The organism is Mycobacterium aquaticum, from assembly GCF_002086485.1.
Taxonomy (GTDB): domain Bacteria; phylum Actinomycetota; class Actinomycetes; order Mycobacteriales; family Mycobacteriaceae; genus Mycobacterium; species Mycobacterium aquaticum.
Window position 1 is genome coordinate 1 of sequence record NZ_MVHF01000008.1, and the last position, 26,664, is coordinate 26,664.

Genomic DNA, 26,664 nt, shown 5'->3' on the forward strand with positions numbered 1-26,664 from the left:
CGGAAGCTAAGCCTGCCAGCGCCGATGATACTACCCACACGGGTGGAAAAGTAGGACACCGCCGAACACACATTAAGCCCCGGGCCCCCAATCACCGATTGGGGGCCCGGGCATTTTTATTTGGAACTCACTCAATCAAAAAAGCGACGGCGCTTGCCGGCTTTTCTCCAATTCCAGCAGCGCTCTTTTACGGTCCAATCCACCGCCATATCCGGTGAGGCTGCCATTCGCGCCGATTACCCGATGGCAGGGCACCACAATTCCGATGGGATTGTGCCCATTGGCCAGTCCGACCGCGCGAAATGCGCCGGGTGCTCCGATTTCCCGCGCGATATCTCCATATGTGCAGGTTTCGCCGTAGGGAATGGATTGCAGGGCAGCCCATACCCGGCGTTGGAAAGCCGTCCCGACCATGTGCAGTTCGAGGTCGAATGCCGTGCGCTCGCCGGCGAAATACTCGGCCAACTGTTCGACAGCTTCGGGGAACGCCGAGTCATCGACCTCCCAGCCGTCGCGGCTGGGTTCGTAGGTCTGGTCGACCATTCGTAGGTGCATCAACCGGCCGTCGCGTCCCGCCAAGGTGAGCGGCCCGACCGGGCTGTCCACAGACCGGCATTGCAGTGTGGTCATAGTGTCTCCTGAACTGTCAGATCCTGAGGCTGATCGGGTAGCGGCCAGTCGTTGACTGCGTGGTCGAGCGTGGTCCACAAATGCTGCGTCGCGTACGCCCGCCAAGGCCGCCAACGGGCGCTGTACTGGGTCAGAGCAGTCTGATCCGACGGCAGCCCGAGTTGCTCAGCGGCCAACCTCACGCCGAGGTCGCTGGCGGGAAAGGCGTCGGGATCCCCGAGCCCGCGCATGGCGATCACTTCAGCACTCCACGGTCCGATCCCGGGCAGCGCCAGCAGTTGCTCACGTGCGGCAGTCCAGTCGCAGCCTGGATCCAGGACCAGCCGGCCGTCGGTCAACGCGTGAATCAGTGCACTGACCGTCCGGCGGCGGGCGGCAGGCATGGCCAGGTGGGCGGGGTCGATCTCGGAGAGCTCGGCGACGTCGGGGAATGCATGGGTCAGTCCGCCATTGTCGTCACGGATGGGAGGCCCGTAGGCCTTCACGAGCCGGCTCACGTGGGTGCGTGCCGCCTTGATGGACACCTGCTGCCCGAGTACCACCCTGATCGCCAACTCGGCTTCGTCGACGGTGCGAGGGATGCGTTGGCCGGGTGCCTTGGCCACCACGGCGGCCAAGTCCTGATCGGTGCCCAACGCGTCGACCACGGCCTCGGGATCGGCGTCGAGGTCCAGCAGCCGTCGGCACCGCGCGATGGCGGCGGCCAGGTCGCGGAAGTCGTCGAGCACAAGCCCGCATCGGACATGATCGGGCTGCGGTTGCAGACTCACCACGCCGTGACCGTGCGGTAACCGCAGCGAGCGGCGAAGCCACCCGTCGCGGACCTCCTCCAGTCCCGGCACCGCACTGGCCGCCAGGTGACCGAACAAGCCCTCGAACGCGAACGGCATCCGGACCGGCAGACGCAGCGAGATCACGCCGGGTGCGGTGGGTTCGTCGCGGGCAAATCGGGTTGCTGCACGCCTGCGCAATTCGGTCGGCGTCAGATCGCACACGGCCCTGACCGTGTCGTTGAACTGACGGATGCTGGCGAAGCCTGCGGCGAAAGCCACGTCGCCGAACGGCAATTCGGTGGTCTCGATCAAAACCCGCGCGGTCTGGGCGCGCTGTGCTCGGGCCAACGCCAGCGGGTTGGCGCCCAGCTCGGCCTGCAGGATGCGTTCCAGCTGCCGCGTGGTGTAACCGACGCGTGCTGCCAGCCCTGTGACACCCTCACGGTCGACGGTGCCGTCGGCGATCAGCCGCATGCACCGGGCGACCGCGTCGCCACGCACGTTCCATTCGGGAGATCCCGGCGAGGCGTCAGGCCGGCATCGTTTGCACGCGCGGAATCCGGCGGCCTGTGCCGCAGCGGCGGTGGGGTAGAAGCGCATGTTGCGCGCCAGCGGCGGACGCACCGGACAACTGGGGCGACAGTAGATTCCCGTGGTGAGCACCGCGGTGACGAACCACCCGTCGAACCGGGCGTCCTTGGACTGGACGGCCCGGTAGCAGCGTTCGAAATCCTCGTGCACACCTGCAACGATGGCACGAGAACGACGACGGAACTAGCGGAAAAACGACATGGTCGTGATGGTGGTGTCCGCCGAGAGGTCAGACCGGCACCGCCAACTGCGTCGGTTCATCGAGTCCGCGCAGCGTGACGGTGTCGCCCAACGACCACCGCGCCTTCTCCGCGTCGGTGGCGTTGGCGATGGTGTCCGATGACGCCACGAGACGGCCCGGCACGGATTTGGACAACTCGCAGAGCCGCGCGGCCTCGTTGACCGGCTCACCGATGACCGTGTACTCGAATCGTTCTTTCGCGCCCACGTTGCCGGCGACCACCTGGCCGGCCGCCACGCCGATGCCTGCGGATAGCTCGGGCACCGCGCTGCGCAGCCGCTCTGCGATGGCCCGGGCTGCGGCCAGTGCTTCGTCCTCGGCGTGCTCGAGGCGCACCGGGGCACCGAACACCGCGAGTACGGCGTCGCCTTCGAACTTGTTGACCAACCCCTGATGACGGTCCACCTCGTCGACGATGACCGCGAAGAACCGGTTGAGCAGGGTGACCACTTCAGTCGCCGGTCGGCTCGTGACCAGCTGACTCGAACCGATCACATCGACGAAAATGACTGCGGCGTGGAGTTCTTCGCCGCCGAGCACTGGCTTTTGTTTTTCCGCCAGCTCGGCCACCTCTCGGCCGACGTGGCGGCCGAACAGGTCGCGCACGCGTTCGCGCTCTCGCAACCCCTGCACCATGGAGTTGAAACCGCGTTGCATCTGACCGAGTTCGGTGCCGTCGAACACCACGAGATTGGTGTTGAGGTCGCCGTCCTCGACGCGTCGCAGCGCGGCCCGGACGACGCGGATCGGCGCCGCGGTCAGCCAGGTGGCAATCCACATCAGGATGAAACCGAATACCAGCGCGAACATTGCGAGCACCATGACGGCGACCGCGAACTGGGTGGGAGTGAGGTTCTGCAGCACGAGCGCGAACAGCGCGGCCAGCAGAATCCCGAGAATCGGTACGCCGGAGCCCAGCGCCCACACCACCATGGTGCGGCCCATGATGCCCGAGGACAGCCGTATCGGTGGTGGGCCGGCCTCCAGCGCCTGAGCGGCGACCGGACGCAGTGCGAACTCGGTGAACATGTAACAGCTGACCGACATGACGATGCCTGGAAAACTGATGCCCAGCAGGAACTTCGGGATGTAGTTGCTGTCGACCAGTCCGTAGAGCGTGGTGAGCAGCGCGGTGCCGGCGCCCCACAGGATCAACAGGACCGTGGTAAGGCGGCCCGGCGCGAGGAAGGTGTTGCGCTGATCCTCGCGGCTCGGCGGCCGTCCCTGCAGCGACCACCGCACATAGTTGATCACCCGGTTGGTCGCCCACACCACGCCCACCACCAACGCCGCGGCGACATACGCCGGGGCGATGGCGAAGGTGATCACCCGGACGTCCGGAGCGAACACGCTCGGAGTAGGGAACACCAGCGTGACGATCAGCAGCGAGACCCCGATGCCCAGCAGGTTGGCGATGATGACAAACGTCGTAAGGATGATCTGGATCCGCACGCGGCGTCGGCGCTGGCTCTCCGATACCCGGCCCAGGATCCATGACCCGTACGCCGGCTCGTCCTGGAGTCTGCTGCTCTGCCGGGTCAGGGTTTCCAGTACCCAGCCCAGCCGCTTCGCCACGGATTTGTCGGCCATCATTGAGGCGTCAGCCTAGTTCGTCGGTCGTGCCCTTAAGGTGGTTCGGGTGCGCCTCGTGATTGCCCAGTGCACTGTCGACTATGTGGGTCGGCTGACCGCACACCTTCCGTCCGCCCGTCGGCTGTTGTTGTTCAAGGCCGACGGCTCGGTGAGTGTGCACGCCGACGACCGTGCCTACAAGCCGCTGAACTGGATGTCTCCGCCATGTTGGGTCACCGAGGAGGGCGCAGAGGATTCAACCGGTCCGTCGCCCATGGTCTGGGTGGTGGAAAACAAGGCCGGTGAACAGCTGCGGATCACGGTGGAGGACGTCGAGCACGACTCCAGCCACGAACTCGGTGTCGACCCTGGCCTCGTCAAGGACGGGGTGGAGGCACATCTGCAGGCTCTGCTGGCCGAACACGTCGAATTGCTGGGCACCGGTTACACGCTGGTTCGCCGTGAGTATCCGACCGCGATCGGACCCGTGGATCTGCTGTGCCGTGATGAGCTCGGTGGTTCGGTGGCTGTCGAGATCAAGCGTCGCGGTGAGATCGACGGTGTCGAGCAGCTGACCCGCTACCTTGAGCTGCTCAACCGCGACAGTGTGTTGGCGCCGGTGGCCGGCGTGTTTGCGGCCCAGCAGATCAAACCGCAAGCCCGCACTCTGGCGATGGACCGTGGGATCCGTTGTGTGACTTTGGATTACGACCAGATGCGAGGCATGGACAGCACCGAGTATCGGCTCTTCTGATGGGGCGGCGACGCAGAGAACCTCCTCGGAGGTTGCCGTCGGCGTTGTCGACGCGTCGAATCGAAACAGGCCCTGATGGTTACGACTATGAAGTGCGGGCCGTCACCGCAGCGCGTGCGGTCAAGGTGTATCGCTGCCCGGGATGTGACCACGAAATTCGTTCGGGTACAGCCCATGTCGTGGTCTGGCCAGCTGACATGGGAGAGGCGGCCGTCGACGACCGCAGACATTGGCACACGCCGTGCTGGGCGAATCGGACCAATCGAGGTCCGACACGCAGGTGGTCGTGAAGGTCAGTGATCCGAGTCGCTGGCCGGCTCGACCAGCTCGACCAGCACGCCACCCGCGTCCTTGGGGTGGACGAAGTTGATGCGCGAATTCGCGGTGCCCTTGCGAGGGGCCTCGTACAGCAGACGCACGCCCTGGCTGCGCAGCCGCGCGCTGAGCGCATCTATGTCGCTGGTCCGGTAGGCCAGCTGCTGCAGGCCTGGGCCGCGCTTGTCGATGAACTTCGCGATCGTGGAGTTCTCATCCAGCGGCGACATCAGCTGGATCTGTGCGCTGCCCTTGGGCGCGCCGCGAACCGAGAGCATCGCCTCGCGGACGCCCTGCTCCTCATTGACCTCCTCGTGCAGCACGATCATGCCGAGGTTGTCGTGGTACCACTTGATCGAGGCATCGAGGTCGGGCACCGCAATTCCGACATGATCGATCGCGGTCACCAGGGCGCTGGAGAGCGCTGGGCGGGTATCGACATGTTCGGTGGTCATAACGCAACGGTAACCTTTACTTGAATGTTCGCGGTATGTGTGATCGGCCACACAGCTCTGTCAACCACCCACTGGAGGTAACAAATGACAACGTCGGTGATCGTTGCTGGAGCACGTACTCCGGTCGGGAAGTTGATGGGTTCGCTCAAGGATTTTTCGGGCAGTGACCTGGGTGCGATCGCCATTCGCGGCGCCTTGGAGAAAGCGGGTGTCGACGCGTCTCTCGTCGAGTACGTGATCATGGGTCAGGTGCTCACCGCCGGTGCCGGGCAGATGCCTGCGCGTCAGGCCGCGGTGGGTGGTGGCATCGGCTGGGACGTGCCTGCCCTGACCATCAACAAGATGTGCCTGTCCGGCATCGATGCCATTGCGCTGGCCGATCAGCTGATCCGGGCGGGTGAGTTCGATGTGGTCGTCGCGGGCGGGCAGGAGTCGATGACGCAGGCTCCGCACCTGCTGCCGAAGAGCCGTGAGGGCTACAAGTACGGCGATGTCACGGTGCTCGATCACCTCGCCTACGACGGTCTGCACGACGTTTTCACCGATCAGCCGATGGGTGCGTTGACCGAGCAGCGCAATGACGTCGACAAGTTCACGCGCGCCGAGCAGGATGAGTTTGCTGCGCAGTCGCATCAGAAGGCCGCTGCGGCGTGGAAGGACGGCGTATACGCCGACGAGGTGGTGCCGGTTTCCATCCCGCAGCGCAAGGGTGATCCGATCGAGTTCGCCGAGGACGAGGGCATCCGGGCCAACACAACCGCCGAGTCGCTGGGTGGGTTGCGTCCGGCGTTCCGCAAGGACGGCACCATCACTGCGGGTTCGTCGTCGCAGATCTCCGACGGAGCGTGTGCCGTCGTGGTGATGAACAAGGCCAAGGCCGAGGAGCTGGGCCTGAGCTGGTTGTGTGAGATCGGCGCGCACGGTGTGGTCGCGGGCCCGGACTCCACGCTGCAGTCTCAGCCGGCCAATGCCATCAAGAAGGCGATCGCCCGCGAGGGCATCACTGCTGACCAGTTGGACGTCATCGAGATCAACGAGGCGTTCGCCGCGGTGTCGCTCGCCTCGACCAAGGAGCTCGGGGTGGACCCGGCGAAGGTCAACGTCAACGGCGGTGCCATCGCCATCGGTCATCCGATCGGCATGTCCGGCGCCCGCATCACACTGCACGCCGCGCTGGAGCTGGCGCGCAAGGGTTCGGGCTATGCCGTGGCCGCACTGTGCGGCGCCGGTGGTCAGGGAGATGCCCTCGTCCTGCGTCGCTGACAGCTATCAACGACGCTGTGTAGTAGCTGGCGGGCCGCTCGGGCACAATGGCGGCCATGACACGCTCCTTCGACCTGCGCACGGTCTCCGGCTGGTTCCGGCTCATCGCCCTCGCCGAGGCGGTGAGTTGGGCAGGCCTGCTGGTCGGCATGTACTTCAAGTACCTCGGCACTCCGCGCACCGAGGTCGGTGTCAAGGTGTTCGGGCCTATCCACGGCGGCATCTTCATCGCGTTCGTGGTGGGAGCCGTACTGGTCGGGATGGCGCACAAGTGGGGTGTCGGCACCTGGATTCTGGCGTTGCTGGCCAGCATCGTGCCGTTGGGCAGTGTGATTTTCGTCATGTGGGCCGACCGCACTGCCCGCCTCACCCCGGCCGCTGGCTCGGCCGGGGTGCTGCAACCGGGAGGCGCAGTACCCGAAACGACGTGACAGACTTGATGCCGTGACACGTCCACGTCCTTCCGTCGGACCGGCGCTGGCCGGTGCAGTTGATCTGTCGGCACTCAAGCAGCGGCCCACTGAGGGCGCCGCGTCTGCGGCGCCCGGTGGGGTCGAGGTCACCGAAGCCAACTTCGAGGCCGAGGTTCTGGTCCGATCCAGCCAGGTGCCGGTGGTGGTGCTGCTGTGGTCGCCGCGTAGCGAGGCAAGCGTTCAGCTGGGCGACGCGCTGGCCGGCCTGGCCGCCGCCGACGGCGGCAAGTGGTCCCTGGCGGTGGTCAACGTCGACACCACGCCACGGGTCGCGCAGATGTTCGGCATCCAGGGTGTGCCCACGGTTGTCGCCCTTGCCGGTGGGCAGCCGATCGCCAGTTTCGAGGGTCCGCAGCGGCCCGAGCAGCTGCGCCGGTGGGTCGACTCGCTGCTGCAGGCCACCGCGGGCAAGCTCGAAGGCGGACCGGAGGGCGAGACCGAGCAGGTCGATCCCGAGCTGGCGGCGGCCCGCGACCACTTGGACAACGGTGACTTCGCCGCCGCGTTGACGGCCTATCAGGCCATCCTCGATGCCAACCCGAACCATGCCGAGGCCAAGGGCGCAGTCCGGCAGATCGCCTTCCTGCAGCGGGCCAGCGTGCAGCGCCCCGACGCGGTCGCCGTCGCCGACGCAAACCCGTCCGATATCGAGGCGGCATTCGCCGCGGCCGACGTGGAGATCCTGCAGCAGCAGATCTCGGCCGCCTTCGACCGGCTGATCGCACTCGTCAAGCGCACGGCCGGAGACGACCGCACCGCGGTACGCACCCGGCTGATCGAGCTGTTCGATCTGTTCGACCCGGCCGACCCCGAGGTGGTCGCGGGCCGTCGCAACCTCGCGAACGCGCTGTACTAGGCGGGCTCGAACCAGAGCGCGGACAGTGGCGGCAACACCATGACCGCCGACGCCGGACGGCCGTGCCACGGCTCGTCGGTGGCCTCGACCGCACCGTAGTTTCCGATACCCGACCCGTTGTAGAGCGTGGCGTCGGTGTTGAGCACCTCGTTCCAGGTGCCCGCGTGTGGCAGACCCAGCCGGTACTGGCTGTGTTCGGTGCCGGCGAAATTGATCACGCAGGCCAGCATCGAACCGTCTGCGCCGAATCGCAGGAAGCTCAACACATTGTTGGCCGAGTCGTTGGCGTCGATCCACGAGTAGCCCTCGGGGGAGGTGTCGCGGCTCCACAGCGCCGGGTGGCTGCGGTAGATGCTGTTGAGGTCGTGCACCAGCCGCTGCACTCCGCCGGAGAAGCCCTCTTCGTCGAGTTGGAACCAGTCCAGGCCCCGTTCCTCGGACCACTCGGCCCGCTGTCCGAACTCTTGGCCCATGAACAGCAGCTGCTTGCCCGGGTGGGCCCACTGATAGGCCAGCAGGCTGCGCAGGCCGGCCGCCTTCTCATGGTCGCCGCCGGGCATCCGGCCCCATAGGGTGCCCTTGCCGTGGACCACCTCGTCGTGACTGATGGGTAGGACGTAGTTCTCACTGAACGCGTAGAGCATGGAGAACGTCATCTCGTGGTGGTGGTAGCTGCGGTAGATGGGATTACGACTGATGTAGTCCAGCGTGTCGTTCATCCAGCCCATGTTCCACTTCATCGAGAAGCCAAGGCCGCCAAGATTTGTGGGTCTGGTGACACCGGGCCAGGAGGTCGATTCCTCGGCCACGGTGACGATGCCTGGGGCGGCTTTGTGCACGGTGGCGTTCATCTCCTGCAGGAACTGCACGGCCTCGAGGTTCTCCCGCCCGCCGTAGATGTTGGGCGTCCAGCCACCTTCCGGCCGCGAGTAGTCGAGGTAGAGCATCGAGGCAACGGCATCTACGCGCAGGCCGTCGACGTGGTACTCCTGCAGCCAGTACAGGGCGTTGGCGACCAGGAAGTTGCGCACCTCGGCCCGGCCGAAGTCGAATACATATGTGCCCCAGTCGAGTTGCTCGCCGCGACGGGGGTCTGAGTGCTCGTACAGCGCGGTCCCGTCGAACCGGCCCAGTGCCCACGCGTCCTTGGGGAAGTGTGCAGGCACCCAGTCCACGATCACCCCGATGCCAGCCTGGTGCAGGGTGTCGACCAGGTACCGGAAATCGTCCGGGGAACCCAGACGCGCTGTCGGCGCGTAGTACGACGTCACCTGGTAGCCCCACGAACCACCGAACGGGTGTTCGGCCACGGGCAGCAGCTCGACATGGGTGAAGCCCTGTTGGACAACGTATTCGGTGAGCTGTTCGGCGAGTTCCCGATACGACAGGCCGGGACGCCACGACATCAGGTGCACCTCGTAGGTGCTCATCGGCTCGAACACCGGATTGAGCTCGGCGCGCCGCGACATCCAGTCGGTGTCGTCCCATGTGTAGGAACTGGTGAACACCCGCGACGCGGTATGCGGGGGCACCTCGGTCGCGAACGCCATCGGGTCGGCACGGTCGGAGACCGAGCCGTCGGCACCGTGCACGCGCAGCTTGTAGAGCCCGTCGACCGGGAAGTCCGGCCAGAACAGTTCCCACACGCCCGTAGAGCCGAGCACCCGCATCTGGGCTTCGTTGCCGTCCCAGTGGTTGAAGTCGCCGATCAGGCTCACGCCCTTGGCATTCGGCGCCCACACCGCGAACGACACCCCATCGACAACACCATCCGGCGTGGTGAACGATCGGCGGTGCGCACCGAGGATCTCCCAGAGCCGTTCGTGGCGGCCCTCGGCGAACAGATGTAGGTCGAGTTCGCCGAGCGTCGGCAGGAATCGGTAGGCGTCGGCGGTGGTGTGGACGTCGACGGTGTCGTCGGCGCCCGGATAGCCGATCTCCAGGCGGTAGTCGACCAGGTTGGTGTACGGCACCGCCACCGCGAAGAGCCCGGATTCGAGGTGTTCCAACGGAAATCGCTCGGCACCTATCAGCGCGGTCACCTTGACGGCATGCGGCCGGTAGGCCCGGATGACCGTGTGGTCACCGTATTCGTGCGCACCCAGGATCGCGTGCGGGTCGTGGTGTTCGCCGGCCAAGAGCCGGTGCACATCTGACGGGTCGGGCCGCAGCTGTGCATTGGTGAGTTGATTGCTTCGCGTCATCGTGCCCTCATTCCCTGCGTAGCAAGTCGAGTCGTTTGTCCTGCGGTATCAGCGGCATGTTCAGCACGTGCGCCACTGCTCTGGCCGGATCGATGCGGATGTAATTGGACTGGCCCCATTGGTATTCCTCGCCGGTGATCTCGTCGCGCACCCAGAACCGGTCGTAGGACTCCATCCCGAGCGCCTCCATGTCGAGCCACAGCGTGGCCTGCTCGGGGCCGAATGCGTTGAGCGTCACCACGACCAGCACCGTGTCGCCGGTGATCGGGTCGAACTTGCTGTAGGCCAGCAGTGCCTCGTTGTCGATGTGGTGAAACGTCACGTTGCGCAGCTCGCGCAGTGCGGGATGCAGTCGACGAATCTCGTTGAGCCGCGTGAGGAATGGCTCGAGTGATTCACCCGCGGCCAGCGCTGCCTCGAAGTCGCGGGGGCGCAGCTCGTACTTCTCCGAGTCCAGGTACTCCTCGCTGCCCTCCCGCACCGCCCGGTGCTCGTAGAGCTCGTAGCCGGAGTACACCCCCCATGTCGAGCTCAGCGTGGCTGCCAGCACCGCGCGGATCGCGAACATGCCGGGGCCGCCGTGCTGCAGGCTCGCGTGCAGGATGTCGGGGGTGTTGACCCACAGGCTCAGCCGCGCGCAGTCGGCGTATTCGGCGATCTCCTTGCCGAATTCGGTGAGCTCCCACTTCGAGGTGCGCCAGGTGAAGTACGTGTAGGACTGCGTGAAACCGAGCTTGGCAAGTCCGTAGAGCCGCGCGGGCCGGGTGAACGCCTCGGAGAGGAACAGCACGTCGGGGTCGTCGTTCTTGACCTCGGCGATCAACCACGCCCAGAAGTTCGGGGGTTTGGTGTGCGGGTTGTCAACCCGGAACACCTTGACACCGTGGGAAACCCAGTACCGCACCACGCGCAGCACCTCGTGGTAGAGGCCCACCGGATCGTTGTCGAAATTGAGCGGGTAGATGTCCTGGTACTTCTTCGGTGGGTTCTCGGCGTAGGCGATGGTGCCGTCGGGTAACACCGTGAACCATTCCCGGTGGGACTTGGCCCACGGGTGATCGGGCGCGCACTGCAGGGCCAGATCCAGCGCCACCTCCAGTCCCTGGTCACGTGCGGCGGCGACGAACGCGTCGAAGTCGTCGATGGTGCCCAGGTCCGGGTGCACGGCGTCGTGGCCGCCTTCGTCGCTGCCGATCGCCCATGGCGACCCGACATCGCCGGGGGCGGCGGTGACGGAGTTGTTGCGGCCCTTGCGATGCACCTTGCCGATCGGGTGGATCGGGGGGAGGTAGACGATGTTGAAGCCCATCCGCGCGACCCGGGGCAGGGCAGCGGCGGCGGTGGCGAACGTGCCGTGCACGGGATGGCCGTCGGCGTCCCAGCCGCCGGTGGACCGCGGGAACATCTCGTACCACGAGCTGAACCGGGCCAGCGGCCGGTCCACCCACACGCCGTACCGCTCACCGCGCGTGAGTAATTCGCGTAGCGGGTACTGCGCCAACAGGCCGGTGACCTGCTCGGACAATGCGGCACCGGCGCGGGTGAAGGGATCCCCGGGTTCGCGCAGCGCGGCCGCGGCTGACAGCAGTGGTTCGCGCAGGTCATGCGGCATGCCTGCGGCGGCACGCTCCAAAAGTCGGGCGCCGATCAGCAGATCGTTGGACAGTTCACCCTCGCTTTGACCGGCCTGCAGCTTCGCCTCGACCGCGTGGCGCCAGGTGGCGATGGGGTCGCCCCAACCGTCCACCCTGAAGGTCCACAGGCCGACCCGGTCGGGGGTGAAATAGCCGTGAAAAACATCGGGCACGTCGCCTTCGGCCATCGGAAGGGCCTGCGGTTTGATCCGCGCGGCGGGCGTCACCACGTCCTGGATCGGCGGCGGCGCCGGGGTGGGTCCGTCGGCCAGTCGGGGGTAGTCCGTGCCGTGATAGCGCACCACCAGGGTGGCCGCCACCTTGTCGTGGCCTTCGCGCCACACCGTCGCGCGCACCGGCACCACTTCGCCGACGACGGCTTTCGCAGGGAAACGCCCACCGGATATCGCTGGCGCGACGTCGTCGATTCCGATACGACCGGCCACCCGTCACTCCTCACGTTGGATAACGCTGTTTTATTGCACTGCCCTGTCGCGTCCAGTACCCACCGTAGTGTCCGGTCGAACCTGGCGGGGAGGAAGCCGCGCAGGTGTTGATTTCCCTTTGCGCAGGCCTGCGGGGGTGTGGATTTGTGTGGTCCAGGGCTCATTGCCTGCGAGATCACGATTTGTCAGTAAGGTGATGTCGCGTGAAAGCCCTCCGACGGTTCACTGTCCGCGCCCATTTGCCAGAGCGGCTGGCGGCTTTGGAGCGCCTGTCGATCAACCTGCGCTGGTCGTGGGACAAGCCCACCCAGGATTTGTTCGCCGACATCGACCAGGCGCACTGGAAGTCCGCCGGCGGCGATCCGGTCGCGTGTCTGGGTGCTGTCAGCCCCAAGCGGCTCGACGAGCTTGCCCGTGACGAGTCTTTCTTGAGCCGTCTCGACGGGTTGGCAGCGGATCTGGACAATTACCTGACCCGGCCGCTGTGGTATCAGCAGCAGGCCGCCGAGGGCGTCGAGATGCCCAAGGGCATCGCGTACTTCTCGATGGAGTTCGGTGTCGCCGAGGTGCTGCCCAACTACTCCGGTGGTCTGGGCATCCTGGCCGGTGACCACCTGAAGTCGGCGTCGGATCTGGGTTTGCCGCTGATCGCGGTCGGGCTGTACTACCGGTCGGGGTATTTCCGGCAGTCGCTGACCGCCGACGGCTGGCAGCACGAGAACTATCCGTCGCTGGATCCGCAAGGACTGCCGCTGCGCCTGTTGACCGACGCGGCGGGCGAGGCCGTGACGGTGGCGCTCGCGCTGCCCGATTCCCGTGAGCTGGCCGCCCGGGTGTGGATCGCCCAGGTGGGCCGAATCCCGTTGCTGTTGCTGGATTCCGACATCCCGGAGAACGAGCACGACCTGCGCGGGGTGACCGACCGGCTCTACGGCGGTGACCAGGAACACCGGATCAAGCAGGAGATCCTGGCCGGTATCGGCGGGATCCGCGCGATCCGGGCGTTCATCGAGGCAGAGGGGCTGCCCGCACCCGAAGTGTTCCACATGAACGAGGGCCACGCCGGTTTCCTCGGGCTCGAACGCATCCGGGAATTGGTCGCCGCGGGGCTGGATTTCGACACCGCCCTGACGGTGGTGCGGTCCTCGACGGTGTTCACCACCCACACGCCGGTACCCGCGGGCATTGACCGGTTCCCGGTCGACATGGTCAAGCGGTACTTCGGCGGATCCTCCGATGGTCAAGGTGAATCGCGACTGCTGCCAGGGGTGCCGCTGGACCGCGTGATCGCGTTTGGCGCCGAGGACGATCCGTCGAAGTTCAACATGGCACACATGGGTCTGCGGCTCGCGCAGCGGGCCAATGGCGTCTCGTTGCTGCATGGGCGGGTGAGCCGCGAGATGTTCAACGAGCTGTGGCCGGGCTTCGATCCGAACGAGGTACCGATCGGTTCGATCACCAACGGCGTGCACGCCCCGACGTGGGCGGCCCCGCAGTGGGTGGCGCTGGGTCGCGAGCTCATCGGCTCCGATGATCTGGGGTCGCTGCGCGAGCCCGCCCTGTGGCAGCGCCTGCAGGAGGTCGACCCGGGGCACCTGTGGTGGATCCGGTCGCAGCTGCGCGAAACCCTGATCGGCGATGTGCGTGATCGGCTGCGTCGGTCCTGGCTGGAGCGCGGCGCTTCCGATGCGGAATTGGGCTGGATCGCCACGGCTTTCGACCCGAACGTGCTGACCATCGGGTTCGCCCGGCGAGTGCCGACCTACAAGCGGCTCACGCTGATGCTGCGTGATCCCGAGCGCCTGGAGGCGCTGCTGCTCGACGAGCACCGGCCCGTGCAGCTGATCGTGGCAGGCAAGTCGCACCCAGCCGACGACGGCGGCAAGGCGCTGATCCAGCAGATCGTGAAATTCGCCGACCGGCCGGAGGTGCGGCACCGCATCGCATTCCTTCCCGACTACGACATGTCGATGGCCCGCTTCCTGTACTGGGGCTGCGATGTGTGGCTGAACAACCCGCTGCGACCGTTGGAGGCCTGTGGCACATCGGGGATGAAGAGCGCGCTCAACGGCGGGCTCAACCTGTCCATCCGCGACGGCTGGTGGGACGAGTGGTACGACGGGGAGAACGGCTGGGAGATCCCGACCGCCGACGGGTTGCTCGACGAGGGACGCCGCGACGACCTGGAGGCCGCGGCGCTCTATGACCTTCTGGAGAAGGCGGTCACCCCGAAGTTCTACGAGCGCAACGAACATGGGGTGCCGACCCGCTGGGTCGAGATGGTGCGCCACACCCTGCAGGAGCTCGGTCCGAAGGTGCTGGCCTCACGGATGGTCCGCGACTACACCGAGAAGTACTACCTGCCTGCGGCCCAGTCTCTGCGCAAGACTGTCCAGCCGGCCTCGGGTGAACCGTTCGGTGCTGCAGCCGAATTGGCCGACTACCGGCGCCGCGCGCAGTTGGCCTGGTCCAAGATCGAGATCACCGATGTGGACAGCTACGGCCTGCCCGACACGCCGCTGCTCGGGTCGCAGCTCACGCTGACAGCGACCGTGCAACTGGCGGGGCTGGCCCCTGACGAGGTCGTGGTCCAAGCCGTGCTCGGCCGCGTCGACGCCACCGACTCGATCACCGAACCAACCACGGTGGCGATGACCCACACCGGCACCGCCGACGGCGGCAACGAGGTGTTCTCGACCACCACACCACTGCCGGTGGCAGGGCCGGTGGGCTACACCGTGCGAGTGCTGCCGCATCACCCGTTGCTGGCCGGTGACAACGAGCTCGGACTGGTGACGCTGGCTTGAGCCGCGCACTCAAAGTCGCTGTCGACGGCGGTCCGTACGCACTGACGGCAGGCCCCGACGGCGCCATGTGGGTGACCCTGGTGCACGCCGGCGCCGTCGCCCGGATCTCCGCCGGCGGCGAGGTCACCGTGCATGCGGTGGGCGAGGGTTCGCGGCCGTCGATCATCACCGCCGGTCCCGACGGGGCGCTGTGGTTCACCCGTAGCGGGGACGACCGGATCGGTCGCATCACTGCTGCGGGTGAGCAGTCGGAGTTTGAATTACCCACCGGCAGTGCCCCTTTCGGTATAACCGCGGGACCGGACGACGCGCTGTGGTTCACCGCGATGACTTCCGGGGTGATCGGCCGGATCAGCACCGACGGCGAGATCACCACCGAGGCGGCGGTGGGTGGCATGCCGTCGATGATCACCCGGGGTCCCGACGACGCACTGTGGTTCACCCTCAACGAGGGGAATGCGATCGGCCGGCTGGCCCTCGCCCGCACGCGAGGACAAGAAGGTAGCGGCATGCTCACCAAGCGTCAATTGCCCACGCCCGCAGCGGGTCCGGTCGGCATCGCGGCCAGCCACGACGACGCGGTGTGGTTCACCGAGATCCGCGCCGACAAGTTGGGCCGCATCCCGATGGACGATGCCATCCAGGAATTGGATCTGCCCGGCAAACCGCATGCCGTGGTCGCAGATCCGTCCGGCGGAGTGTGGGTAAGCCTCTGGGGCGCGGATCAATTGGCGAGGGTCAGCGACGACGGTGAGGTGATCACCGTCGACCTGCCGTCGGGCAGCGAACCGCACGGTCTGGCGATCGGTCCGGACGGCGCCGCCTGGGTGGCGCTCGAATCCGGGTTCGTGCTGCGCATGCCGAACTGAATTCAGCAGGCTGTCAGTCGAATCGCTTGAAGCACCGCTCGGCGTCCCCGAGCACGCCCAGCCGGAACGCGTCGATGCGGGAGAAGCCGGACGGCACCGATTCGCCGTTGACGTCGCTGGCCACCAGCCCGTTGGTGAGGATCCCTGACACTGCCTCGTCGATGTCGCCCGCGGTCAGCACGATGGTGTCGCCGTTGCTCAGGGTCAGGTTCTTGCTGAGCTTGGCGTTGGCCACACCGGTCAGGCACGCGGTCCGCAGGGCGGCCTTGGCGTTGTTGAGCGGTACGCCACGCGCTTCCTGCAGCGACAGCATGTACCGCGACGTCAGGACCGAGAAGGCGGTGTTGTCCCCATTGGCCGGGGCCATGGCGCCGTCGTCTTCGTTCTTGACGCCCATTGCCGCGAGGTCGTTGAGGTCGACGACGATGGTGTTGGTGGCCGGGCAGTACGAGGCCGGCGGGCTGGGCCTGGCGTTGGGGCAGGTCTTCGCATCGTCGGCCGAGAAGCTGAGCGCCGGCGGTTTGGCCGGTTTGAATATCGTGTTCAGCGCGTCGACCATGGCGCGCACCCACTTCTCGGTGATCGGCAGTTCGCCGGACTGATCCTCGGGCAGCAGCACCGGAAGGTCGCCGCGGCGCTGTTTGATCTCCTTGACATCGATCGCCGCGCACGCCGACGGGCCATCGGTGAAGCCGAACTGAAACGCCGAGACCCGCTCGAAGGCCGAGCCGTGTTCGTTGACGCCGGCTTGCGCGTCGTCCTCGCTCTGCAGCGGGTCACGGAACGCGATGACCGCGGCGAGCACATTGTTGAGCCCGTCGCCGGTGTTGAGCGTGAAACGGGGGGAGTTGCCCTCGGCCACCCAGCGCATGTACGTGCCTGCCAGGCAATCGGCCTGCTGCTCGGACACCAGCGTCGGGGTTCCTCGCGTGATGAGTTTGGCCTGTTGCTGCACTGAATGGCCGTATTCGTGGGCCAGCACCAGCACTGCGGCCATATCGCCGCCGTCCTTGCGCAGGGACGGCATCAGCACGCCGCGATCCCAGCCGATGCTGCGGTCGAGCTTGCAGAACGCCGCGTTGACCAACCCGTAGGTGCTCTCGCCGCAGAACTCGCCGTCGTAACCGTGTGCGTCCCAGGAGATCAGTTCGGACACCGGTTCGAACGAGCCGTCGAAGGAGTCCGAGTAGGCGTTGTGCCAGAAGTCCTCTATGTCGCTGACGGCATCGCCGGCCAGCTTGTCGACGTCGCCGTTGTCGGTGCCGGTGACGTCGCGTGAGCCTGCCTCGGCGTTGGGTCGCAGCCCGCTGGGTCCGTCGGTGGCGGGCATACCTGCCACCGAGAACGGATCGGCGAACACCGAGACGGGATTGCCCTGCAGCACCGTCGAGCAGGACAGGACCGGCAGCACTGCACACGCGGCGATCGCGATGCGGGCCAGACGCCGTCGACTCATGGAGCTACAGGATAGTGAAAACCCGCAATCTCAGCTGCCGCCACGCAATCGGCGCAGGGACTGGCGCACCCGCTCGCCGTCGGTGGTGGACCAGAACGGCGGCAGTGACGCGCGCAGGTATCCGCCGTAGCGTGCGGTCGCCAGCCGGGAATCGAGCACCGCGATCACACCGCGATCGTCGGTGTGGCGAAGCAGTCGGCCCGCGCCCTGCGCCAGCAGCAGTGCCGCGTGATTGGCGGCCACTGCCATGAAGCCGTTGCCGCCGCGGGCACTGATCGCCCGTTGCCGCGCGGTCAGCAGCGGATCGTCGGGGCGCGGGAACGGTATCCGGTCGATCAGCACCAACGACAGCGACGGCCCTGGCACGTCGACTCCCTGCCACAGCGACAGCGTGCCGAACAGCGAGGTTTCGGGATCGGCGGAAAACTGTTGCACCAGAGCCGAAGTGGTGTCGTCGCCCTGACACAGCACCGGGGTTTCGAGGCGCTCGCGCATGGCCTCGGCGGCGGCTTTCGCCGCCCGCATCGAGGAGAACAGGCCCAGTGTGCGACCACCCGCCGCGGTGATCAGACCCTCGATCTCGTCGAGGGTGTCGTCGCCGGTGCCGTCGCGGCCAGGTGGTGGTAAATGCTTGGCTACATACAGGATTCCGGATTTGGCATGGTCGAAGGGTGAGCCGACGTCGATGCCGCGCCAGCCCGGCGTCGCCGCGCTCTCGGAGTCGTCCGGTTTGGCCAGTCCCCATGCCCTGGCCATGGCGTCGAAGTTGCCGCCCAGGCTCAGGGTGGCCGACGTGAGCACGGCGGTGGTGTGGTCAAAGAGCCTGGTGCGCAACAACCCTGACACGGTCAGTGGGGCCACCCGCAGGACAGTCCGGATGCTTCCGCGCGATTCGTCATGGTCGAGCCACACCACATCGGTACGGTCCGGGATGGCCGGGACGAACGACGACAGGATGCGGGTGGCGGTGTCGTCGACATCGGTCAGTGCGGTCACGGCCTCGTTGCGGGCGACCGCGGCTTTCGGATCGCTCGGCGAGGTGTCGATCGCCATCCTGGCCTTGTTGGCGGCGTCGCGCAGGGCGGTCAGATATGTGGCCAGCTCGTCGTCGAGCACGTCGATGCGGCCCGGCTCGGTCTCGTGCAGCAGCGAGGACAGCGTCGCGATGCTCGCCTCGAACCGTTCCGCGAGTTCGGGATCCACCAGCCTCGCGGCTCGTCGGTGCGCAACGGCCATCGATGTCGGGGAGAGCTCGGCGGTGGCCACGCCGGTGACTCGATCGGCGAGTTCGTGGGCTTCGTCGACGATCAGCAGTTCGTACTCGGGCAGCACCGCGAAATCGGAGAGGGCGTCGATGGCCAGCAGGGCGTGGTTGGTCACCACCACATCGGCGGCGCCGGCCAGGCCGCGGGCCCGCTCGGCGAAGCAGTCGGTGCCGTACTGGCAGCGCGACACCCCGAGACACTCCCGCGCCGAAACGCTGACCTGACTCCAGGAACGGTCCGGTACACCCGGGGTCACCTCGTCGCGGTCGCCGGTCTCGGTGTCCGAGGACCAGTCCATCAGGCGCTGCACGTCGCGGCCCATGGCGCTGATGGCCATCGGCGAGAACAACTCGTCCTGCGGACGGTCCTCTGGTTCGCCAGCTCCATTGTGGATCTTGTTGAGGCACAGGTAGTTTCCCCGGCCCTTCAGCAGTGCGAAGGTGGGGCGGCGGGGGAGCACACCGGCCAGCGACTCCACGAGCCGGGGCAGGTCGCGATCCACCAGCTGGCGCTGCAGCGCGATGGTCGCGGTCGAGACCACGACCGGCTGCTCGGTGGCCAGCGCGTGCGCGATCGCCGGGACCAGGTAGGCAAGCGATTTGCCGGTGCCGGTGCCGGCCTGCACGGCCAGGTGCTCACCGGATTCGAAGGCGTGCGCGACGGCCTTCGTCATCTCGATCTGACCGGTGCGGCGCGCGCCACCCAGTCCGTCGACCGCGACCGCGAGCAGGTCGGTGACGTCGTTGGGGAAGTCGGATTCCGGCGTGGGAGCTCCTAACGATCCTGGGCGGGCACCATGCGGGTGCCGATGGCCGGTTCGCCGCGGGAGAGTTTGAGGCCGTCCCACGGCAGGCTGTGCAGCCCGGCGGCGACCCGCTCGCGCGCGGCGGTGAGTTCTGCGGCAGGGGTCGCGTCAGACACCGGCTCGCCGCCGATCACCAGCGGCACGGTGAGTGTGCGCGCGGTCAGACCGGACGGAGTCGGTGGCGGCTGTCCGTACGGGTGGATGACCTCTTCGACGACGGTTCCGGACGCCTTCGCCAGGCGCAGGGCCTGCTTGCGGCCGCCGTGCGATTCCTTGCGGCTGCTGCGCTTGGCGACGCCGATGCCGTCGACCTCGACGAGCTTGTAGACCATGCTGGCGGTCGGCGCTCCCGAGCCGGTCACCACCGAGGTACCGACGCCGTAACTGTCGACGGGTTCGGCGCGCAGGGCGGCGATCGCGAACTCGTCGAGATCACCGGAGACCACGATGCGCGTCGAGTTGGCGCCCAGCCCGTCGAGCTGTGTGCGGACCTGGCGGGCCAGCACACCCAGATCGCCGGAGTCGATGCGGACCGCACCGAGCTCGGGCCCGCCCACGGCGATCGCGTTGGCAACGCCCGTGGTGATGTCGTAGGTGTCCACCAGCAACGTGGTGTCGGTGCCGAGAGCGGCCACCTGTCCGCGGAACGCGGCCTGCTCGTCGGGACCCGACGCGGTCGTGTGCAGCAGGGTGTAGGCGTGGGCGGCAGTGCCCATGGTGGGCACGCCGTAGCGGCGCTCGGCCTCGAGGTTCGAGGTGCCCGCGAACCCGGCGAGGTAGGCCGCGCGGGCCGCGGCGACGGCGGCCTGCTCGTGGGTGCGCCGTGAACCCATCTCGATCATCGGCCGGCCCTCCGCGGCGCTGGTCATCCGAGCCGCTGCCGAGGCGATCGCCGTGTCGTGGTTGAAGATTGACAGTACGAGCGTTTCGAGGATCACGCACTCGCCGAAGCTGCCGTGCACGGAGAGCACCGGCGAACCGGGGAAGTAGAGCTCGCCTTCGGCGTAGCCGTCGACGTCCCCGCGGAACCGGTAGTCGGCGAGGTACGCCAGGGTCGCGTCGTCCAGGAAGTCGAGCGTCGCCAGTGCGGCGTCGTCGAACCTGAACTGCCCCAAGGCTTCGACGAAGCGTTGGGTGCCGGCCACCACGCCGTATCGGCGGCCCTCGGGAAGCCGGCGGGCAAAGACCTCGAACGTGGTCTTGCGGTGCGCGGTACCGTCGCGAAGCGCGGCGGCGAGCATGGTCAGCTCGTACTTGTCGGTGAGCAACGCGACCGTCACAGCAGCAACCGTAGCCGTTTCCGGGTTTGGGGATCTCGCCGGTATTGTGAGCCCATGGTTACACCGGCGAAGGCCCGTCCGGGTACCCGGGAAGAAGTTGACGTCGCCGGGGCCGAGGCCACCGACAGTCCATGGGTGACCATCGTGTGGGACGACCCAGTCAATCTGATGACGTACGTGACCTACGTCTTCCAGAAACTCTTCGGCTACAGCGAGCCGCACGCCACCAAGCTCATGCTGCAGGTGCACAACGAGGGCAAGGCCGTGGTGTCGGCGGGCAGCCGTGAATCCATGGAGGTCGACGTGTCGAAACTGCACGCCGCCGGGCTGTGGGCGACCTTGGCGCAGGACCGCTGATCGACGGTGCGCAAATGGAAGCGGATCCAAACCGCTGACGGCCCGCGGTTCCGCTCGTCGTTGGCTGCCCATGAAGCCGTCTTGCTGCAGAACCTGGTGACTTCGTTGCTTGGCATGCTCGAGGAACGCGAATCCTCGGTGCCGACAGATGAACTGCACGCCATAACCGGCATCCGGACCGGGAATCCGCAGCCCCCGCAGGACGACACCCTGCGCAGACTGCTCCCCGATTTCTACCGGCCTGCCACCGAGCATCCCGCCGGCTCCGGCACCGCCGAAAGCCTCAACAGCGCGCTGCGCGGCTTACACGAGCCCGAGATCATCGATGCCAAACGCGATGCGGCACAACGGCTGTTGGACACGCTTCCGGACGGCGGCGGCAAGTTCGAGCTGACCGAGAGCGACGCGCAGGCCTGGGCCGCCGCGGTCAACGACGTACGACTGGCACTCGGCACCATGCTCGACATCAGGCCCGACGGCCCGCACCGGCTGTCGCAGGAGCACCCCATGGCCGGGCACCTCGACGTGTACCAGTGGCTCACGGTACTGCAGGAGTACCTCGTGCTGGGACTCATGGGCAAGTAGATGGGCTCGATCACCGACGTCGGCGGCATCCTGGTCGGCCACCATCACCGCATCGACCCGGACGTCACGTTGGGTGCCGGTTGGGCGTCGGGCACCACTGTGGTCCTGGCCCCGCCCGGGACGGTCGGCGCCGTCGACGGCCGCGGCGGGGCGCCGGGTACGCGCGAGACCGATCTGCTCGACCCGATCAACACGGTCCGCCACGTCGACGCCGTTGTCCTCTCCGGCGGCAGCGCATACGGCCTGGCCGCCGCGGACGGTGTGATGACCTGGCTGGAGCAGCAGGGTCGTGGTGTCGCGATGGATGGCGGGGTGGTTCCCATCGTTCCGGCCGCGGTGATCTTCGATCTGCCCGTCGGCGGATGGGCGAACCGGCCGACCGCCGAGTTCGGCTACGCTGCCGCCGCCGCGGCGAGTACCCAGTTCGGTCTCGGCACCGTCGGGGCCGGGGTGGGAGCGCGGGCCGGTGTGCTCAAGGGTGGCGTCGGTACGGCGTCGACAGTGCTGCCCGACGGAGTCACCGTGGGTGCGCTGGTGATCGTCAACGCCGCAGGCGACGTCGTCGACCCCGCAACCGGGCTGCCCTGGACGACCGCACTGACCCACGATTTCGGCCTCGTCGCGCCGCCGGCGAATCAACTCGCCGCATACGCCGATCTGCACCACGAACTGAGCCCGCTCAACACCACCATCGCTGTCGTGGCGACCGACGCCGCGCTGAGCAAGGCCGCATGTCGGCGCGTCGCAGTGGCCGCTCACGACGGGCTGGCGCGCACCATCGCGCCGTGCCACACCCCGTTGGACGGCGATACCGTGTTCGCCCTGGCCACCGGCGCGGTGACCGTTGAGCCTGCCCCGAAAACCCCGGCCGCGATGTCGCCCGAGACCATGCTGGTGGCGCGGATCGGGGCCGCTGCGGCGGAGGTGCTGGCCCGGGCGGTGCTGGTCGGGGTGCTGGCCGCGGATGCGGTGGCAGGAATACCCACCTACCGTGACATGTTGCCGGGAGCGTTCGGATGAAGGGAGCCGTCCAGTGTTGGTGATTCGCCGTGACCTCGTCGAGGCCATGGTGGCCCATGCGCGGGCGGACCATCCTGACGAGGCGTGTGGGGTGATCGCCGGGCCCGAGGGAACCGATCGGCCCGACCGGTTCATCGCGATGGTCAACGCCGAGCGTTCGCCGACGTTCTACCGGTTCGATTCGGGTGAGCAGCTGAAGGTGTGGCGCGCCATGGATGAGGCCGACGAGGTGCCCGTCGTCATCTATCACTCACACACCGCGACCGAGGCGTATCCGAGCCGCACCGACATCGCGTACGCGTCAGAGCCCGATGCACACTACGTGCTGGTCTCGACCCGCGACCCGAACCAGCATGAACTACGCAGCTACCGCATCCTCGACGGCGTCGTCACCGAAGAGCCCGTCCAGATCGTCGAGCAGTACAGCAACAAGGAGCAAGTGTGACCGTTAACGTCTCGATCCCGACCATCCTGCGTCCGCACACCGGCGGGCAGAAGAGGGTCAGCGCCTCCGGCGACACGTTGGCCGCGGTGATCAGCGATCTGGAGGCCAACTATTCGGGCCTGTCCGACAGGCTCGTCGATAACGGCAAGCTGCACCGCTTCGTCAACATCTACGTCAACGACGAGGACGTGCGATTCTCCGGCGGCCTGGACACCGTGATCGCCGACGGCGATTCGGTGACCATCCTGCCTGCCGTCGCCGGCGGGTAACGCATGGCCAGGCACGATTCGCTGCTGCAGGCCCTCGGCGATACGCCGCTGGTCGGACTACAGAACCTCTCGCCGCGCTGGGATGACGGTGACGACGGAACGCCGCACGTGCGGCTGTGGGCCAAACTCGAGGACCGCAATCCGACGGGCTCCATCAAGGACCGGCCGGCGCTGCGGATGATCGAGCAGGCCGAGCGCGACGGGTTGCTCGAGCCCGGCGCCACCATCCTCGAACCGACCAGTGGCAACACCGGTATCTCGTTGGCCATGGCGGCAATGCTCAAGGGCTACAACATGATCTGCGTGATGCCGGAGAACACCTCGATCGAGCGGCGTCAGATCCTGGAGCTCTACGGCGCCAGGATCATCTTCAGCCCCGCAGAAGGTGGCTCCAACACGGCCGTCGCCACCGCCAAAGAGCTTGCAGCGCAAAACCCGTCGTGGGTGATGCTGTACCAATATGGCAACCCGGCGAACAGCGACGCGCACTACTTCGGCACCGGGCCCGAGTTGCTGGCCGACCTGCCGGAGATCACCCACTTCGTCGCCGGGCTCGGGACCACCGGCACGCTGATGGGCACCGGTCGCTTCCTGCGTGAGAAGGTCCCCGGTGTGCAGATCGTGGCCGCCGAACCGCGTTACGGCGAGGGTGTGTACGCGCTGCGCAACATCGACGAGGGGTTCATTCCCGAGCTCTACGACCCCGATGTGCTGACCACCCGGTTCTCGGTCGGCTCGTACGACGCCGTCAAACGGACCCGCGATTTGGTGACCCGCGAAGGTATCTTCGCCGGTATCTCCACCGGCGCGGTATTGCACGCCGCGCTGGGTATGGCCGCCAAGGCGGTCAAGGCCGGTGAGCGCGCGGACATCGCGTTCGTGGTGGCCGACGCCGGATGGAAGTATCTGTCGACCGGTGCCTACGCCGGTAGCCTGGATGACGCGGAGGACGCGTTGGAAGGGCAGTTGTGGGCATAGAGGTGTGGGCATGAGCAGGCCGGGCCTGCCCGTGCCGACCACGCCGAAGAAGCCACCGGCGTGGAAGGTCGGCGGCGCCACCATCCTCACCTTTGTCGCACTGCTCTACGTGATCGAGCTGGCTGATCAGCTCTCGGGTGGGCGGTTGGACCGCAACGGCATCCGCCCGCTGGAGACCGACGGCTTGTGGGGCATCCTGTTCGCCCCGCTGCTGCACGCCAACTGGCAGCACCTCATGGCCAACACGGTCCCGGCGCTCGTCCTCGGATTCCTCGTGACGCTTGCCGGGATGAGCCGGTTCATCTGGGCGACGGCGATCGTCTGGATCCTCGGCGGCTTCGGCACCTGGTTGATCGGCGACGTGGGCGGATGCGCGTTGCAGACCAACCACATCGGCGCGTCGGGGCTGATCTTCGGCTGGCTGACGTTCCTGATGGTGTTCGGCTGGTTCACCCGGCATGTCTGGCAGATCGTCGTGGGCATCCTGGTGCTGTTCATCTACGGCGGCGTGTTGTGGGGTGCCATCCCCGAACTCAACACCTGCGGCGGAGTGTCGTGGCAGGGACACCTGTGCGGGGCCATTGCCGGGATCTTCGCGGCCTACCTGCTGTCGGGGCCCGAACGCAAAGCCCGGCAGCACCGCAAGCGGCCCACCCAGCTGACCTCATGAGAGATCAGCTCGCCCCGATCGGGATTTTCGATTCCGGGGTCGGTGGGCTCACCGTCGCCCGCGCCATCATCGACCAACTGCCCGACGAGGACATCGTCTATGTCGGCGACACCGGCAACGGGCCGTACGGGCCGCTGACCATCCCTGAGATTCGGGCGCACTCGCTGGCCATCGGCGACGACCTGGTCGCCAGGGGAGTGAAGGCGTTGGTGATCGCGTGCAACACCGCTTCGTCGGCGTGCCTGCGCGACGCGAGGGAACGCTACGCGCCGGTTCCGGTGGTCGAGGTGATCCTGCCCGCAGTGCGGCGCGCGGTCGCCGCGACCCGCAACGGGCGCATCGGCGTCATCGGCACTGCGGCCACCATCGCGTCGCGGGCATACCAGGACGCCTTTGCCGCGGCGCGCGACACCGAGATCATCGGGGTGGCCTGTCCGCGGTTCGTCGACTTCGTGGAGCGCGGCGTGACGAGTGGGCGACAGGTGCTCGGGCTCGCCGAGGGGTATCTGGAGCCTCTGCAGCGGGCCGAGGTGGACACTCTCGTCCTGGGGTGCACGCACTACCCGATGCTGTCGGGGTTGATCCAACTGGCCATGGGCGACAACGTCACGCTGGTGTCCTCGGCCGAGGAGACCGCGAAAGATCTGCTGCGCGTGCTGACCGAACTTGATTTGCTGAAGCCGCACGGAGTTTCCCCGGCGCACCGGGTCTTCGAAGCGACGGGCGATCCGGAGGCGTTCACCGCTCTGGCGGCCAGGTTCCTCGGCCCCAGCCTCGACGGTGTGCGGCAGGTGGGGCGTCACGCCGGCGCCGGAACATGATCTCCGTCGCCCAAACCGGCCATGTCTTGGCCACGTGCATGCCAGGCATGGCAAGCTAGGCACTGTGCGTTTGACCGTCCTGGGATGCTCCGGCAGCGTTGTCGGCCCAGATTCGCCGGCGTCGGGGTATCTCGTCACCGCGCCGGACACCGTGCCGATGGTGATCGACTTCGGCGGCGGCGTTCTCGGCGCGCTGCAGCGCTACGCCGATCCCAACGCGGTCAATGTGTTGCTGTCGCATCTGCACGCCGATCATTGCCTGGACCTGCCCGGACTCTTCGTATGGCGGCGCTATCACCCGATCCCGGCCACCGAACGCGGCATCATGTACGGGCCCGCCAACACCTGGGCCCGGTTGGGCGCGGCGTCCTCGCCCGAGGGTGGCGAGATCGATGACTTCACCGACATCTTCGATGTGCGCAACTGGGTGGACGGCGAAGCCATCGAACTGGGCACGCTGAACATCACGCCACGGTTGGTATGCCATCCGACCGAGTCGTACGGCATGCGGTTCACCGACCCCTCCGGCGCGACGCTGGTGTACAGCGGGGACACCGGTTACTGCGACGCGCTCGTGGACCTGGCGCGCGGTGCCGACGTGTTCCTGTGTGAGGCATCGTGGACCGACGATCCGTCTCGTCCGCCGCGGCTGCATCTGTCCGGTGCCGAGGCCGGGCGCGCTGCCGCCGCGGCCGGTGTCGGCGAGCTGCTGCTCACCCACATTCCGCCGTGGACGTCGCGCGAGGACGTGATCAGCGAAGCGAAGGCCGAGTTCGACGGCCCGGTGCACGCCGTGGTGTGCGGCGAGGTATTCGACATCACCCGATAGG

General features: G+C 67.0%; 25 protein-coding genes. 16 read left to right on the forward strand and 9 right to left on the reverse strand.

Annotated elements, in window-relative coordinates:
* Positions 1-135 precede the first annotated feature (135 nt).
* The 3 genes from BST13_RS10545 to BST13_RS10555 all read right to left on the reverse strand — a co-directional run bounded on the left by BST13_RS10545 (position 136) and on the right by BST13_RS10555 (position 3,828).
* Entirely contained in the window at positions 136-630 is a 495-nt protein-coding gene (locus BST13_RS10545) for a methylated-DNA--[protein]-cysteine S-methyltransferase (protein ID WP_083163439.1), read from the reverse strand.
* Positions 627-2,144, reverse strand: coding sequence for a DNA-3-methyladenine glycosylase 2 family protein (locus tag BST13_RS10550; RefSeq protein ID WP_083163441.1), 1,518 nt, complete (start codon positions 2,142-2,144; stop codon positions 627-629). The genes BST13_RS10545 and BST13_RS10550 overlap by 4 nt, the downstream gene beginning before the upstream one ends.
* A 79-nt stretch (positions 2,145-2,223) precedes the next feature.
* Positions 2,224-3,828 (reverse strand): adenylate/guanylate cyclase domain-containing protein, encoded by a 1,605-nt coding sequence (locus BST13_RS10555; protein ID WP_083163445.1) that lies wholly within the window; start codon positions 3,826-3,828, stop codon positions 2,224-2,226.
* Between the two features lie 46 nt (positions 3,829-3,874).
* Between BST13_RS10555 and nucS the strand changes: the two genes are divergently transcribed.
* A complete protein-coding gene (gene nucS / locus BST13_RS10560; RefSeq protein ID WP_083163447.1) occupies positions 3,875-4,561 on the forward strand; it encodes an endonuclease NucS in 687 nt (228 codons plus the stop codon).
* A complete protein-coding gene (locus BST13_RS39710) occupies positions 4,561-4,851 on the forward strand; it encodes a hypothetical protein (RefSeq protein ID WP_083163450.1) in 291 nt (96 codons plus the stop codon). Before nucS ends, BST13_RS39710 begins: the two co-directional genes overlap by 1 nt.
* A 3-nt stretch (positions 4,852-4,854) precedes the next feature.
* On the opposite strand, the gene mce is transcribed toward BST13_RS39710, so the two are convergent.
* Positions 4,855-5,331: a methylmalonyl-CoA epimerase gene (mce, locus tag BST13_RS10570; RefSeq protein WP_083163453.1), complete on the reverse strand. Its 477-nt coding sequence runs from the start codon at positions 5,329-5,331 to the stop codon at positions 4,855-4,857.
* 84 nt (positions 5,332-5,415) lie between these two features.
* On the opposite strand from mce, the gene BST13_RS10575 reads away from it, so the two are divergent.
* From BST13_RS10575 to BST13_RS10585, 3 genes are read left to right on the forward strand one after another with little or no spacing between them, the layout of a single operon-like run.
* On the forward strand, positions 5,416-6,594 hold the full coding sequence (locus tag BST13_RS10575; protein ID WP_083163455.1) for an acetyl-CoA C-acetyltransferase: 1,179 nt from the start codon (positions 5,416-5,418) through the stop codon (positions 6,592-6,594).
* A gap of 47 nt (positions 6,595-6,641) precedes the next feature.
* The gene (locus BST13_RS10580; protein ID WP_095533490.1) at positions 6,642-7,025 is read left to right on the forward strand and encodes a DUF3817 domain-containing protein; all 384 of its coding nucleotides are present in this window, start codon (positions 6,642-6,644) and stop codon (positions 7,023-7,025) included.
* A gap of 13 nt (positions 7,026-7,038) precedes the next feature.
* Positions 7,039-7,923, forward strand: a complete 885-nt coding sequence (locus BST13_RS10585) for a tetratricopeptide repeat protein (protein ID WP_083163458.1) — start codon at positions 7,039-7,041, stop codon at positions 7,921-7,923.
* Here BST13_RS10585 and glgB read toward each other — a convergent pair.
* The gene (gene glgB, locus BST13_RS10590) at positions 7,920-10,127 is read right to left on the reverse strand and encodes a 1,4-alpha-glucan branching protein GlgB (protein WP_083163460.1); all 2,208 of its coding nucleotides are present in this window, start codon (positions 10,125-10,127) and stop codon (positions 7,920-7,922) included. The two genes, BST13_RS10585 and glgB, sit on opposite strands and share 4 nt — an antisense overlap.
* Positions 10,128-10,134: 7 nt before the next feature.
* Positions 10,135-12,207: an alpha-1,4-glucan--maltose-1-phosphate maltosyltransferase gene (locus tag BST13_RS10595; RefSeq protein ID WP_083163463.1), complete on the reverse strand. Its 2,073-nt coding sequence runs from the start codon at positions 12,205-12,207 to the stop codon at positions 10,135-10,137.
* Between the two features lie 203 nt (positions 12,208-12,410).
* On the opposite strand from BST13_RS10595, the gene BST13_RS10600 reads away from it, so the two are divergent.
* Together BST13_RS10600 and BST13_RS10605 are read left to right on the forward strand one after the other, a co-directional pair.
* Complete coding sequence (locus tag BST13_RS10600) at positions 12,411-15,014, forward strand: glycosyltransferase family 1 protein (RefSeq protein ID WP_083163465.1); 2,604 nt, start codon at positions 12,411-12,413, stop codon at positions 15,012-15,014.
* Positions 15,011-15,883, forward strand: a complete 873-nt coding sequence (locus BST13_RS10605) for a Vgb family protein (RefSeq protein WP_083163468.1) — start codon at positions 15,011-15,013, stop codon at positions 15,881-15,883. The genes BST13_RS10600 and BST13_RS10605 overlap by 4 nt, the downstream gene beginning before the upstream one ends.
* A 13-nt stretch (positions 15,884-15,896) precedes the next feature.
* Here the strand turns inward: BST13_RS10605 and BST13_RS10610 are convergent, their stop codons facing one another.
* From BST13_RS10610 to BST13_RS10620, 3 genes are read right to left on the reverse strand one after another with little or no spacing between them, the layout of a single operon-like run.
* Complete coding sequence (locus tag BST13_RS10610; protein ID WP_083163470.1) at positions 15,897-17,339, reverse strand: neutral zinc metallopeptidase; 1,443 nt, start codon at positions 17,337-17,339, stop codon at positions 15,897-15,899.
* A gap of 30 nt (positions 17,340-17,369) precedes the next feature.
* A complete protein-coding gene (locus BST13_RS10615; RefSeq protein WP_083163868.1) occupies positions 17,370-19,334 on the reverse strand; it encodes an ATP-dependent DNA helicase in 1,965 nt (654 codons plus the stop codon).
* Positions 19,335-19,378: 44 nt separating this feature from the next.
* Entirely contained in the window at positions 19,379-20,734 is a 1,356-nt protein-coding gene (locus BST13_RS10620) for a nicotinate phosphoribosyltransferase (protein WP_425437007.1), read from the reverse strand.
* 9 nt (positions 20,735-20,743) lie between these two features.
* On the opposite strand from BST13_RS10620, the gene clpS reads away from it, so the two are divergent.
* From clpS to BST13_RS10665, 9 genes are all read left to right on the forward strand, one after another.
* On the forward strand, positions 20,744-21,046 hold the full coding sequence (gene clpS, locus BST13_RS10625; RefSeq protein ID WP_029371899.1) for an ATP-dependent Clp protease adapter ClpS: 303 nt from the start codon (positions 20,744-20,746) through the stop codon (positions 21,044-21,046).
* 6 nt (positions 21,047-21,052) lie between these two features.
* Positions 21,053-21,631 (forward strand): oxidative stress transcriptional regulator AosR, encoded by a 579-nt coding sequence (aosR, locus tag BST13_RS10630; RefSeq protein ID WP_029371901.1) that lies wholly within the window; start codon positions 21,053-21,055, stop codon positions 21,629-21,631.
* A complete protein-coding gene (locus BST13_RS10635) occupies positions 21,632-22,651 on the forward strand; it encodes a P1 family peptidase (RefSeq protein ID WP_083163475.1) in 1,020 nt (339 codons plus the stop codon).
* Positions 22,596-23,096, forward strand: coding sequence for a M67 family metallopeptidase (locus tag BST13_RS10640; RefSeq protein ID WP_211296060.1), 501 nt, complete (start codon positions 22,596-22,598; stop codon positions 23,094-23,096). The genes BST13_RS10635 and BST13_RS10640 overlap by 56 nt, the downstream gene beginning before the upstream one ends.
* A complete protein-coding gene (locus BST13_RS10645) occupies positions 23,093-23,365 on the forward strand; it encodes a MoaD/ThiS family protein (protein ID WP_029371905.1) in 273 nt (90 codons plus the stop codon). The genes BST13_RS10640 and BST13_RS10645 overlap by 4 nt, the downstream gene beginning before the upstream one ends.
* Before the next feature lie 3 nt (positions 23,366-23,368).
* A complete protein-coding gene (locus tag BST13_RS10650; protein WP_083163480.1) occupies positions 23,369-24,343 on the forward strand; it encodes a cysteine synthase in 975 nt (324 codons plus the stop codon).
* 10 nt (positions 24,344-24,353) lie between these two features.
* A complete protein-coding gene (locus tag BST13_RS10655) occupies positions 24,354-25,013 on the forward strand; it encodes a rhomboid family intramembrane serine protease (protein ID WP_083163482.1) in 660 nt (219 codons plus the stop codon).
* A complete protein-coding gene (gene murI / locus BST13_RS10660) occupies positions 25,010-25,834 on the forward strand; it encodes a glutamate racemase (protein ID WP_083163485.1) in 825 nt (274 codons plus the stop codon). The genes BST13_RS10655 and murI overlap by 4 nt, the downstream gene beginning before the upstream one ends.
* 64 nt (positions 25,835-25,898) lie before the next feature.
* Complete coding sequence (locus BST13_RS10665) at positions 25,899-26,663, forward strand: cyclic nucleotide-degrading phosphodiesterase (protein WP_083163488.1); 765 nt, start codon at positions 25,899-25,901, stop codon at positions 26,661-26,663.
* Position 26,664 lies beyond the last annotated feature (1 nt).